This is a genomic window from Jeotgalibacillus proteolyticus (assembly GCF_050107735.1).
In the GTDB taxonomy this organism is placed as follows: domain Bacteria; phylum Bacillota; class Bacilli; order Bacillales; family Jeotgalibacillaceae; genus Jeotgalibacillus; species Jeotgalibacillus proteolyticus_A.
Genome location: NZ_JBNILO010000004.1, coordinates 261,494 through 274,468, shown reverse-complemented (window position 1 = coordinate 274,468; position 12,975 = coordinate 261,494). Strand labels below are relative to the sequence as shown.

Below are 12,975 nucleotides of genomic sequence, written 5' to 3'. Positions count from 1 at the left end.
TTATCAATGACAAAAAACTACCAGCCGCTTATTGATCAGCACATTTGGATTGGCGGGGCAGATGACGCAGTGGAAGCAAATACAAATGAACAAATTGACATTATCTTTGACCTTCGTTCTGAAAATCAAGAAACCAACACTCCTGCCAACCGGGTGCACTTGCCGATTACAGACGACGCAAGCCACCAGGATGAATCGGTAAAACAGGCAGTAGAAAAAGTAAAAGAAGCAGTCGATCAACAGAAAAAAGTCTATTTTCACTGCAGCGGCGGGAAAAACCGAACCGGTACACTTGCTGCTGCCTTACTGTTAGAATATAAAAAAGCATCCACTGTAGATGAAGCAGTGGAAAAAGCAAAGGAGATTCGCTCTGTCATATCTCCCAAACCTGAAATGATTGACGTGCTAAAACGTCTCTACCCAACTAAAGCATAAAGGAGCGATTTTAGATGATCATCACCGATACAGCACGTGAGGCATTCCAACAGCTATTCCAACAGCACGAAGCAGAAAACGTCCGTGTTTACTTTGCAGGGCAGGGCTGCGGCGCCCCTCAACTCGGACTTGCACTCGATACACCAGAAGAAAATGACATTATCCAAAACATCAACAGCATCTCCGTCGCCATCGATCCCCAAGTCCTCATCCTGGCAGAAAACATCACACTCGATGTCCAGGACACCCCCGAAGGACGCGGAATCGTCATGACCGGCCTGCCACAAAGCGACTGCTGTTAACACGAAATGCGGAAGCGGGCGTTTTGGGGCGACAAGCATAAGACGCGGGGAGCGGGTGGACGCCCTTTGTCCACTTGATTCCCGTGACTTATGACCTCGAGCCCCAGCCCGCTGCAGCTGGACACACGAAATGCGGAAGGCGCTCGCCCAGCTGCGACAAGCATAAGACGCGGCAAGCGAGTGGACGCCCTTTGTCCACTTGATTGCTGTGACTTATGACCTCGAGCAGCTAGCGCCTGAAGCTGGACATCACGAAATGCGGAAGCGGGCGTTTTGGGGCGACAAGCACAAGCGAAGTGCTGACAAAAGGCGGCACTTTACCTTTGGTCAGTGCTGCGCTTGTGACCTCGAGCCCCAGCCCGCTGCAGCTGGACACACGAAATGCGGAAGGCGCTCGTCCAGCTGCGACAAGCATAAGACGCGGCAAGCGAGTGGACGCCCTTTGTCCACTTGATTGCTGTGACTTATGACCTCGAGCAGCTAGCGCCTGGAGCTGGACATCACGAAATGCGGAAGAGGGCGTTTTGGGGCGACAAGCATAAGACGCGGGGAGCGGGTGGACGCCCTTTGTCCACTTGATTCCCGTGACTTATGACCTCGAGCCCCAGCCCGCTGCAGCTCGACACACGAAATGCGGAAGGCGCTCGCTAAGCGCCTTCCATTTTTTATTTTCTATCCTCTTTTTTCTCCACAATCTTCACCTGACAGCAATCTTCTTTTTTAGACGGTTTAAATAAAGCAAGTAATTTTTTTATCAATGCAGCTCACTCCTTTCGTTTAAATGACATAAAATATAAATCCTGAAACTGTAGACATCGTTAAAACAGATGCAATAAAAATTGCTACCAGCTGTATTTTAAAAATCGATTTCAATAAAACCACCTCAGGAAGACTCGCACCTGCCGAACTGATCATCAGCGCCATAATGGGGCCAAGAGCCATTCCTTTTGCCAACAAAACTTGAGAAATAGGTATCATGCTTGATAATCTTATATAAAGGGGGATTCCTATAAGAGCGGCAACAGGAATTAACCACCAGGCATCGTGTCCTAAATGAGTCGCAATCAGCTCTGTTGGAACGAGTCCATGTATGCCCGCCCCAATCCCAGCTCCTATTAATAAAAATGGAAATACCGTTTTCATGACCTTTTTTGTTTCACGTACAGATCCCTTAACATCCCACTTCCCCTGCTCTTGGGGTTTATAGCCCTCCATAACCACCTTCTTTACAAACCGGTCAAATTTAAATTTTTCCAGCGCAAATCCGATTGATATAGAAAACACCGTTGTTACCGCTGCATAAACTGCGGTAACCTCCCATCCTAAGATAACCCCCATCACAGTTAAAATGGTTGGATCTAATAGAGGTGAAGCAAATAAAAAAATCATTGTCAGTCCAAAAGGCACTTTGTTTTTCAGCATATTTACCACTACCGGAATCGTTGAACATGAACAAAATGGAGTAACAAATGCAAATGCAACTGCCAGCATCGCTCCTTTTATTTTCTTTCCCCTGCGCAGACTTGTTTCAATTTTGGAATAAGGAATCCAAGCTTGTAAAAATTGAATAAGAAATGTGATCAAAATAAACAATACGGTTAACTCTAGTGCAATCCAAAAAAATGACTTCAAGGTTTCCAAAGCGTTCCCTCCTTTTTTTAATCAAAAAAAATTGATTTATAGATCAAAAAAAATTGATAAATAAGTCAGATAAATGCTTAGCATCTATCTTCGTTACGGAATAAACAGCAAAGCTGCTCAGACAGCACTCCATTTAACTCCTCATCGTTTATCGAATAATAGTTCCACGTTCCCTTTTTCTCAACCGTTACAAATTCAGCATCAAGCAGCTGCTTTAAATGATAAGAGAGTTTTGATTGCGGCATATCAATCATATCTCCCAGATCGCATACACATACCGAGTCATGCTGCTGAACTAAATGAAGGATCATCAGCCTTTTTTCATCTGCAAGCGCTTTAAACTTTTTTTCATACAGCTTAAAAGTATCTGAATCCGCTTTTAATGTATTACCCTTAATCATTTTAGATTCTCCTTCTAAATCAATAATATTTGATATACTAATCATATTCTCAGAATTGTTCAATGTCAAACAATAAATCAAAAAAATTTGTTTTATACGATTTTTGTGAATAATGACTATTTATTTTATGATCGGGTATGTAGTAACTATCTCAGAATCAAGATAATAAGAGGAGGAATTATGTGTGGGACATTTTGTTGAAGTAGAAACAGGAGTAAAACTATTTGTGGAAGACATCGGCGAAGGACAGCCTGTTGTTTTTCTTCACGGCTGGCCGGTCAATCATAAAATGTTTGAATATCAAGCTACTGAGCTTGTAAAGCAAGGCTATCGTTTTATCGGAATCGATTTAAGAGGCTACGGTCAATCGGACCGGCCTGCATCCGGATATGATTATGACCGGAAAGCCGACGATGTAAGAGCGGTAGTGGACTATCTGCAGCTCGAGAACATTGTACTAGCAGGCTTTTCAATGGGCGGTCCCATTGCAGCACGCTACATGAATCGGCATAAAGAGTATCAGGTCAGTAAATTAATGCTGCTCGCACCAGCTGCTCCGAGATTTACTAAAACGGACCATTTTCCTTACGGCATCGAAGCATCTGAAATTGACGGCATGATCGCTAGCATCCAAGAGGATCGCCCTGCTTTCCTTGATGAGTTCGGCAAACAGTTTTTCCATCAAGAGCCTTCAGATCCTTTTAAGCAATGGTTTGGATCCCTAGGACTCGAAGCTTCGGCTCATGGTACGATTCAATCTGCTATCGCCCTGCGTGATGAAGACGGTCTTGATGACCTTCCTGGCATTACGGTCCCAACACTCTTACTTCACGGAACTGAAGATGAAATCTGTCCCCTAGACTTTTCACTTTATCTCGCCGAGCACCTTTCCAACGCTGAGCTTGTAAAAATTGAAAACAGCGGGCATGGATTTGTTTTTGAAGAAAAAGAAAAAACCAATAATGAAATCCTGACATTTTTAAAAAGATAACACAAAAAAGCTCTCCATAATGGAGAGCTTTTTTACATTAAAGTATAAAAGGGGCCAGGCCCCTTTTATGCTTTAAAGCGTTCTATCTTCTGCTCAGAGCCGGGATATGGCCAAGTTTGTTGAGCTCCTGTTCTAAAAAGGTAGCAAGCTCTAGCATGCCGTATTTCCCATACTTTTCTTCGGCATCTGCATTGTAGTTTGTATTGGTATTGATATCGTACGTATACACAGTGCCGTATTCATCACGTATAAATTCAATACCCGCTACAGCGATTTGATTGTCCATAAGAAACTTTTCATAGGCTGCGATAATTGGATCCTGGAAATTCTCGACAATCTGAAATTTCGCTTTTTCCTCTTCTTCTCCGCCATCTGCAGGGCAGAATTGATCTCCCAGCTGACAGGCATCTGCTGGACAAAGCTCAAACCCCTCAGACGTATCGACTTGCACTGCATACACAAACTTGCCGCCTACAAATTCACATCGTGTAATAAATGGTTCCGGCGCTTGAATGTATTGCTGTATCAGTGTGATTCCGTCAACCGGTTCTTCAAAATCGTCCCCTTCAATATAGTCCTTTAAGCTGTCGATTGAGTGAAACAATTGCACACCTAGTCCTTTACCAGCTCGATTATGTTTCGTAATGAAGGATTTCTCCCCCATTTTTTCTGCAGCTTTTATAATTTGTTCTTTACCCGCTGCAGCTATCGTTTTAGGCGTTTGTATGCCAACTGCGTGCAATGCGGTGTACTGATTTACTTTACTTACTTCAAGCCGCAGGGCACGCGTGCCGTTAAACACTTTTCTTCCGTGTCGTTCCAGCCATGCTAAAACCGTTTCGGTGAATTCAGGTGCATAGCGGTTTCCTCTTGTATGAGATGATGCACTCATCCGGCTGTAAAATACGCCTTCTGGCGGTTCCTCCGTTAAATCAACAAGGCCTTCATTTAAGTGCCATACTTCATAGGGCAAATTAAGCTCATCTAAACGCTTTGTTAAATGGACAGTCCATTCATCATTTTCATGTAAAACATATATTTTACTCATTTCAGATCCTCCTGACTCATTTCTAGCTTTCTGCTATTCTCGCTGCTAAACGGCGCTTTTCCTCTACTACTGGCATGACTTTTTTAGAAAAGCGTTCCATTTCTTCAAGCTGCGGGGAAAATTGAAGGAGCAGCAAATCCAGCCCTGCCTGCTCAAACGCTACGATGCGGTCTGCAATTTGTTCAGGTGTACCAATTAAATTTGGACGGAGTCCCCGGTTGGAAACAGAATAATCCATCAGTTCAATTTGCTGTTCAAGCTGTGATTTACTCACAAAGTCATTGTAGCCGGCATATCCGCTGACATCTTTTACATCTGTGATTCTTGCCATTTCTTCCTTCACTTCTTCCTCTGTATCTCGGCAAACAATATAAGCTGCCATACCAAAGGATTGAAACGGATTTTTTCCGGCTGCTGCCCTGCGCTGCTTCATGTCAGAAATCTTTGTTTCGATTTCTTCCAGTGTACCTCCATGCATTACGTAGGCATCGCAGTGATCCACAATCGTTTCTTTTCCGCGGGGACTTTCACCACCAGCATACAATATAGGGTTCGGCCGCTGAACCGGTTTCGGCTCCAGCTTTGTATTTTCAATCTCATAAAATTTCCCTTTATAGCTGAACGTTTCTTCAGTCCATAACCCCTTCATCACCTCAAGAAACTCTTCTGTACGGTCATAGCGTTCATCATGCTCCGTGAAGACGCCTCCATATTGTTTGGCTTCCTCCGCCCACCATGCAGACACGACATTAAGCGTGAAACGGCCGTTGGACATATGATCTATATTTGCTGCCATTTTCGCTGCCACTGCAGGATTGTGGAATCCTGGACGGATGGCAGTCATAATTTCCATTTTTTCGGTTACAGCAGCCAATCCCGCAGCAGTAGACCATGCTTCAAGGGAATCTCGTTCCGGCCCCTTAATATCGTTCAAATATAATTCAGCAATTAAGGTCGTATCAAAGCCTAATTTTTCGCCGGCCTGTACTACTTTTTTTGCATAATCAAACGTAGGCGGCATATGTTCTTCTTCTACATTTCGAAGCCATCCGCCAAAAATCGGCAGCCAAAATCCATATTTCATCCTGTGCACGCTCCCTTTTACATGCTAAACTCGCAAAATCTTTTATTATCAATTTATGGCGGTCCTCTGTCTTTAGTGAAATACAAAAAAACTTCCCCCGACAGGAAGAAGTTTTACGCGTCTGCTTCTATCCTATCTTTCAGGAGATTTCTCCTGCTGGATGTAGCACCTTTCTGACAAATCGTCAGCGGTTGCCGGGCTTCATAGGGCCAATCCCTCCGCCTCTCTTGATAAGAGTATATTCACTTTATTACGTTAATCCTATAACATCCCTCGGTTATCCGTCAAGTCTTTCGAAACACTAAATGAATACTTCGTCCCTTTTATTCGGTAAAAAAGTCAAAAGAAAAAACGGCTTCATGATCAGCCGTTTCTTCTGTTACTTATATGGGTTCAATGCCTAGGCTTCGTATTTTTCTTCTCCGCCTTCTACCATGCGTTTATCTATTTTCACCTTTGTTATTTTGTTTTTTTCCATCTCCATCACAGTGAACCTGAGATGCTGATAATCGAATTCTTCTCCCTCTTCCGGAAGATGACCGAACTCTTTCAGGACAAAACCTGCAAGCACATCCTGTTCTTCAGGAAGCTTAAGTTTAAACACATCATTCAATCGATGGATGGCCAACTTACCGTGGCAGATAATATGCTTATCTGTCAGTTCATCGATCCAAACTTCTTCTTCATCATCATTTTCATCAGAGATTTCCTGCCCAATCATGGCTTCAATAATATCTTCATGTGTAATGATGCCAAGTGTTCCGCCGTACTCATCGAGCACAATGGCAAAATGCTTTTTCGCCTGAAGCATACGCTTAAAAATGCGCTCAATCGATGTTGTTTCCACTGTGAATAAAGGATCGTCATCAATAAATTCACTAAATGGCGTATCGGGATTCATGGACCATTCAATTACCTGTTTTGAGTGAAATACCCCAATAATATTATCCATATTTTCTTTATAGACAGGATAACGTGTATACGGGTTATCCACTACATAGTTTCTTGCTTCTTCGTAAGTAAAATCAGATGGCATTCCCACAATATCCACACGCGGGGTTTTCATCGCATCGCCGACATCCTTATGCTGAAAATCAAGGACACCCTTAATACGAAGAGATTCGTCGTTCAGAAAGGTCCCCTCTGTAGAAGCGATATCTACCATTGTCCGCAATTCTTCCTTGGTAATCGTTGCTTCTTTGATATGACCTTTAGATAATATGCGAATGACAATATTGGTCAGCTGAGAAAGCAAAAAGGTGATTGGACTTAAGATAACCATTAAGAAACGGATAACCGGGCTCACTATAAAAGCAATCCGATCTGCAAATGTTGCAGCAATCGTTTTAGGAATGACCTCTGCAAAAATAATGATGGTTACAGTCAAAATCCCTGTGGCCAGTCCGATAGAAAAACCGTATCTTAATGCCACAATGGTAACGAGTGTCGGCATCATAATGTTTGCAATGTTATTTCCGATTAAGATCGTGGTAATCATTTTATCCGGTCTTGATACAGTGTTTAATAATTTCTCCGCAGCTCTTTCGCCTTTTTCTGCCCGAGTCTGCACCTTCATTTTATTAACGGCGGTAAGTGCTGTTTCACTGCCTGAAAGAAAGAATGATACAAAGAGCAAAAAAGCTATGGCTATAAATTCCAACTATATTCCTCCTGATTAACTTCAACAATTTATTAAGTAATAGCGTATACTAATTGAGGTGAAAATTCCACTCGTACAGTTGAATTATTGATTTTTTTCATTTAGAGGCATCACATTATGCATTTAAACGTTTTGTTGTAGCAATATATAGGAGTTTGCAGAAAAGAAGCGATTGATGGGAAGAGTGTGGGAGTTTAGTTGGATGATTGATTTTACGGAAGCAGCTTTTACATAATACCTAAAACAACGAAAGCCCTGCCTCTCTTTCGTCCTTACGGCTCCTCGACCGTGCCAGTGTGAATCAGACATTACTTCAGTATGGTTGTTTCCATACATAAGTTCATTATCTGGATGTTGGTCTGAAAGGGTTCATGCAACGTGAACCGATAAGAAGTAAAACATGGAATGGTCCTTTGATACGCAGAAAATAGTGGATGCCTGTTCAAGTGCTGGGTTGCACTCCGGCATTCTTTGAGGGTTATTGCCTATTTTGGTGTCAAACGATTTTTACTGCTCAGTTTATCCGCCTTGTGCGCGGAGATCGTCAATCAGGCCTTAAAGTCCAGACCTATATGAAATTTCATAGCGAGCAAACTGGTGAGGACAGCTGCTCATTCTTTTTGCTTCCGTAAAACAATCATCCATCATCATATCTTATAAACTTGTATCTGTCAAGTAGATTTCAGGTATTCTTCGAGAAGGCTTCAATCCCGATTGCCAGGACATGATTAAAAAAGCCGGCCATCATTCTTTCTTTGTTGAATAATGGACCACCTTATGACGATGCTCTAAACCGTATTGTGCATTGTCTTTTCCCTTAACGTTATGTTTTCATTAGCCGGCTGCTTGCAATTAATCGATATAGGGTGCTGACAGGTTTGTTATCCTGCTCCCATTCGCCTGTTATGATGCCCGGAATTTCAAATGCTTTTTCCATTCTGATCATAAGGTCCGCGTATAAATCATCCAGCTGTTCCCCGGTTTTCGTTTGTGTCTGCAGTAATTCATACTCATTCATTAACGATTCAATCGACATGTTTCCTGATCCCTTTCTTTTTGCTCCCGTTCGGAGTGTCATAGCACAATTTTGCGCCATAGAACTATTCCCATATAGCATTCTATTTAAAACCAATTTGAGCACATTTATTTTTTTCTCTATTACTGTCTTGAAGAAGACAGTTCAAGTACATCTCCCCACGTGGTTTTGCCACGTTCTTTTAGCCGTTCGCCAAGCTCACAAAATAAATAGGCGGCGGTTAAGGCGTCTCCCACTGCCGTGTGCCTGTTGTACATTCTCGTTTCAAAAACCGCTGCATAATAGGATAGATCTTTTATTTCCCATGCAGGAACTAAATAGGCAAGCAAATCCAATGTGTCAATGCTTGGCGGCTGCTGAAATTTTAAAGCAGCCCTCCTTAATTCATGTTTGAACACTTGAATATCAAATGCCAGGTAATGGCCGGCAATGGCGTTTACTTCATACTCCTTTGCATGAGCAAACACATGGTCAATTACTTCAAGTGAGGACGGGGCATGAACCACATCCTCCTGTTTAATCGATGTCAGGGATGTGATCTCAGGCGGAATGTCTCTTTCTGGATTTACATATGAATGAAAGATGTTTTTTTCCAATACCTGCAGACCTGAAACCGGCACCGCCCCTACTTCGATCAGCCTGTCCTCTTTGCCTACCGCAAACCCTGTTGTTTCCGTATCAATCACAAGTAATTGAAGGCTGTCCAGAGGAGTCGAAAGCGGAATTTCACTTTTCAGCTGATGACGGAACAACTTTTTTGACCATAACATACTTCCAGCCCCTCCCGTAGAATAAGTCAGACGCCGAGTTCTCTCAGCGTGTTGACTTGAAATTCCCTTAACACATTTAACGCTCTTGACAGCAATGCTTTTTCTCTTCCTGTAAGTTCTTCAGTATTGATCTGACCTGTTCCTTTTTGTTTCTTATCTTTAAAGTAAAGCATAAGCACAATATCCAAGCTTTCTTTGAGCTCTTCTGCTGCATCCTTTGTCAGCTTCTCTTTTTCCGCTAACGCTTCAATCTTTGATGAGGCTGACCCTTCGATGACCTGATGAAGAAGACTTTTTATTTGAAGAGAGTGGTGAAAAGGAAACAGTAGTTGCTTTTTTATCTGGATTCTTCTTCCTTCACGTAAAAGAAGCGAGCGAATCCGGTGATCCATAACCGGAATAACCGAGCCTCTGAGCTCTCGTCCCATTTGTGTAAGGAGGACGCCTGAACGCTTTAGCTCACCTTCTATAATGGAAAGAAATTCACGGTGCAGCGTTCTGCTTCCCGTAATTCTTCTCATCGCAAAAAAGTTGAAGGCATGAAGGATATGCTGAGGTGTAGACCGCACAGCAAATCGGTGAATCCTTTGCTGCCAACTTTCTATTGAACCCCGCCAAACCGGATTGCGAGCCATCATATTCCCATCACACGGTGCGAACCCTGCTTCCTCTAACCATTCGACCACTAGATCTCCCAGCACGCTAAAATAATGTTCTGATTGTGGTGTCAATTCCTTATAGACTAAAAAATGATCCTGATCCGTCATCATCAGCTGCTCTCCTCTTCCCGCACTGCCCATTTGATAGAAAACAAACTCACACGGTGCGGTCAGGTCATATTGCTGCTTTATTTCATTTTGAGCGAGGTAAATCACTTTAATCACCAGCTGATCGAAAAGGGGTGTCATAATAGAAGCAATCATTCGGATGCTCTCATTTTCTTCAAACAGCTGATGAGCGATCTGCTGCAGCTGAACGGCAGTTTCTCTAATCGTATCTTTTGTAAGAAGACGAATTTTGTTCATCGTCTGCTGGATAAATCTGTGCCGCTGTTTTAATACATCTGATAGAGTGAGCATTCCAACCGGCTTGTCCTCATCATTCACGACCACAAGGTGCCGGAGCTCCGGCTGCTGCTGAAAAACTCCAACTGCATCATAATAATAAGCAGAACGCGAGATCACATTTAACCTTTTATTTGCGATCGATGCAAGAGGCGAAGAAAGCGACTCACTTGCAGCAATTGCGTTGATTACTTCCCTCATAGATACAACACCAAGAAGCTTGGCATCATTCAGGAGAACCACTGCGCTCAGATTGTGATGCGACATAAATTGAATGCCATCTTGTAAAGTACTTGAAGAAGACAGTGAGAGAAGCGGAGCAGACATCAAATCCTGCACGCGCTTAAAAACTTTCCGCTGACTGCTAAGACCATTGGATTGCTGAAGTTGTTCTGTAAGAGAACGGTATACATCCTGCAGTCTGAAAATCGTTTTTTCAAGAAAAAAGGATTGGACATGGGGGATGTTCCATATTTCACGTAGAACTTCATATGGAACAAACAATCCAAGCGTGGGTTCCAACGCCTGGATTTCAACTGTGTTTGTTGGTTCCTCTGTAGAGAGGAGCATAGTGCTCAAGCTTGCCAGTCCGAGAATTTCTCCTGGACCCGCAAGCTCAAGCACCTCTCTTTCCTGCATACTCCCTGCAGCATACACTTCCGTAAGGCCGGATGTGATGAGGAAAACTCCTTCCCTTTTCTTATATGCATGAGCAATCAAAGCATCCTTTTCATATTCCCGCTCCTCACATCGGTCATAGATCACAGAAAACTCGTTTTCTGTCATGGATGAAAATAAGGGCGTACGTAAAGCCGCTTCCTTGATCAGGTTGTGATCACTTGGTTGGCGGAACGTCTTCTCCGTCATCCAGCCACACCTCTCCATCCCGAAATGTCATTTGCTCAGGATAACGAAGATCCTGGACTTCTTCTTGTATTTTCCTTGATGGCGGCTTAGTAGCTAAGGAGACTGCAATATTGGTTATAATGGCTGCAGCAGCCCCAAACACTCCTGCCCCGGTATCAATAATGCCGAGTATCGTAAATCCGCCGTATTTTGCAGCAAAAATATATCCGAGCGTCACACTAAGACCGACAAGCATTCCCGCTATTACCCCTGGTGCATTGGAGCGCTTCCACCAAACGCCAAGCAATAGCGCAGGGAAGAACGAACCTGATGCTAATGCAAAGGCCCAGGCTACAATTTGTGTAATGGCGCCTGGAGGATTCAGCGCAACGAGTCCTGCTGCAAGAGAAGCGAGAACAATTGACCATCTTCCAACCGCGAGTCTTTTCTTATCGGTGGCATTCGGGTTGATGGAGCGGAAGTAAATATCATGAGACAGGGATGCAGAGATGGCAATCATCAGACCCCCTGCAGTAGATAGCGCGGCCGCCATGGCGCCTGCAGCCATTAAACCGATGACAAACACGCCAAGATTGGCAATTTCAGGGGTAGCCATTACGACGATATCATTGGCAATTTGCAGCTCTTCCCATTGAAGAACGCCATCTCCATTCGTATCAGCTACCTGCAGCATGCCGGTGTCTACCCAGGATCTTGTCCATTCGGGCAAGTTATTGATCGGCGAGTTTGCTACTTCTGTTAGCAAAATAAACCGTGAGAACGCAGCATATGCAGGCGCTGAAAGATAAAGAAGACCAATAAACAAGATCGCCCATGCTCCGCTCCAACGGGCCGCTTTCATCGTGGAAACCGTGTAAAATCGTACAATTACATGAGGAAGTCCAGCCGTTCCAGCCATCAATGTAAACATAAGCGCTAAAAACTGCCACTTTGTTCCTTCCGTAAAGGGCACGAGATATTCTGATATTCCTAAGTCCTGATCAATGCCGCTCATCGTTTCCAGAACCTGTCCATAGGAAATCCACGGAAGCGGATTGCCCTCAATCTGAAGAGACATAAAAATTACGGGAACCAGATATGCTGTGATTAATACCACGTATTGTGCTACCTGGGTCCATGTGATCCCCTTCATGCCTCCTAAAGCAGCGTAAAAAGCGATCAGACCCGCCCCGATTAGGGTTCCGATTCGATAATCCACTTCAAGCAGGCGCCCAATAACAACCCCTGAACCGGACATTTGACCAATCGAATACGTAAAACTGATGATGATGGTGGCAAAAGCAGCGATCAACCTGGCTAAATCACTGCCGTATCGATCTCCAATAAATTCCGGCACCGTATATCTTCCGTATTTCCTAAGCTGAGGCGCAAGCAGAAACGTCAGCAATAAATAGCCGCCTGTCCACCCCATAATGTAGCCGAGTCCGTCATAGCCCATGACCATTACGGTCCCTGCCATTCCAATGAATGAAGCCGCACTCATCCAGTCCGCTCCAATTGCCATTCCGTTGTAAATCGGCGGCACACCGCGGCCGGCTACATAAAAATCTGATGTTGCTTTTGCCTGATTGTATATGGCGATCCCTATGTATAAACCAAAAGTACCTAAAATAAAGGCCAAAGATACAATAAATTGAGTATCCATCCTCTTCCTCCTTTAAAGTCCTTTAATGAAT

General features: G+C 43.7%; 12 protein-coding genes and 1 riboswitch. Of the genes, 3 read left to right on the top strand and 9 right to left on the bottom strand.

Features of this window, described 5'->3' with window-relative positions:
* Positions 1-6: 6 nt before the first annotated feature.
* Both ACQCT8_RS08815 and ACQCT8_RS08810 read left to right on the top strand, forming a co-directional pair.
* Entirely contained in the window at positions 7-435 is a 429-nt protein-coding gene (locus tag ACQCT8_RS08815; RefSeq protein ID WP_426870215.1) for a protein-tyrosine phosphatase family protein, read from the top strand.
* Between the two features lie 14 nt (positions 436-449).
* Positions 450-737, top strand: a complete 288-nt coding sequence (locus ACQCT8_RS08810) for a HesB-like (seleno)protein (RefSeq protein ID WP_426870213.1) — start codon at positions 450-452, stop codon at positions 735-737.
* 777 nt (positions 738-1,514) lie between these two features.
* On the opposite strand, the gene ACQCT8_RS08805 is transcribed toward ACQCT8_RS08810, so the two are convergent.
* Both ACQCT8_RS08805 and ACQCT8_RS08800 read right to left on the bottom strand, forming a co-directional pair.
* Entirely contained in the window at positions 1,515-2,378 is an 864-nt protein-coding gene (locus tag ACQCT8_RS08805) for a permease (RefSeq protein ID WP_426870211.1), read from the bottom strand.
* A gap of 77 nt (positions 2,379-2,455) precedes the next feature.
* Positions 2,456-2,779, bottom strand: coding sequence for an ArsR/SmtB family transcription factor (locus ACQCT8_RS08800; protein ID WP_426870209.1), 324 nt, complete (start codon positions 2,777-2,779; stop codon positions 2,456-2,458).
* Positions 2,780-2,963: 184 nt separating this feature from the next.
* Here ACQCT8_RS08800 and ACQCT8_RS08795 point away from each other — a divergent pair, with 184 nt between their 5' ends.
* Positions 2,964-3,770: an alpha/beta fold hydrolase gene (locus ACQCT8_RS08795; RefSeq protein ID WP_426870207.1), complete on the top strand. Its 807-nt coding sequence runs from the start codon at positions 2,964-2,966 to the stop codon at positions 3,768-3,770.
* Between the two features lie 82 nt (positions 3,771-3,852).
* On the opposite strand, the gene ACQCT8_RS08790 is transcribed toward ACQCT8_RS08795, so the two are convergent.
* The 7 genes from ACQCT8_RS08790 to ACQCT8_RS08760 form a co-directional block, all read right to left on the bottom strand.
* The gene (locus ACQCT8_RS08790) at positions 3,853-4,818 is read right to left on the bottom strand and encodes an ATP-grasp domain-containing protein (protein ID WP_426870205.1); all 966 of its coding nucleotides are present in this window, start codon (positions 4,816-4,818) and stop codon (positions 3,853-3,855) included.
* A 22-nt stretch (positions 4,819-4,840) separates the two neighbouring features.
* Entirely contained in the window at positions 4,841-5,902 is a 1,062-nt protein-coding gene (locus tag ACQCT8_RS08785; RefSeq protein ID WP_426870203.1) for an LLM class flavin-dependent oxidoreductase, read from the bottom strand.
* 129 nt (positions 5,903-6,031) lie between these two features.
* A riboswitch (SAM riboswitch) is annotated at positions 6,032-6,139 on the bottom strand.
* 163 nt (positions 6,140-6,302) lie between these two features.
* Positions 6,303-7,562, bottom strand: coding sequence for a hemolysin family protein (locus ACQCT8_RS08780; RefSeq protein ID WP_426870201.1), 1,260 nt, complete (start codon positions 7,560-7,562; stop codon positions 6,303-6,305).
* A gap of 823 nt (positions 7,563-8,385) precedes the next feature.
* The gene (locus ACQCT8_RS08775; RefSeq protein WP_426870199.1) at positions 8,386-8,598 is read right to left on the bottom strand and encodes a hypothetical protein; all 213 of its coding nucleotides are present in this window, start codon (positions 8,596-8,598) and stop codon (positions 8,386-8,388) included.
* A 122-nt stretch (positions 8,599-8,720) separates the two neighbouring features.
* Positions 8,721-9,368 (bottom strand): 3'-5' exonuclease, encoded by a 648-nt coding sequence (locus tag ACQCT8_RS08770; protein ID WP_426870197.1) that lies wholly within the window; start codon positions 9,366-9,368, stop codon positions 8,721-8,723.
* A gap of 26 nt (positions 9,369-9,394) precedes the next feature.
* Positions 9,395-11,299, bottom strand: a complete 1,905-nt coding sequence (locus tag ACQCT8_RS08765) for a DUF294 nucleotidyltransferase-like domain-containing protein (protein WP_426870195.1) — start codon at positions 11,297-11,299, stop codon at positions 9,395-9,397.
* Positions 11,268-12,944: a sodium:solute symporter family protein gene (locus ACQCT8_RS08760; RefSeq protein WP_426870193.1), complete on the bottom strand. Its 1,677-nt coding sequence runs from the start codon at positions 12,942-12,944 to the stop codon at positions 11,268-11,270. Before ACQCT8_RS08760 ends, ACQCT8_RS08765 begins: the two co-directional genes overlap by 32 nt.
* Positions 12,945-12,975: the final 31 nt, after the last annotated feature.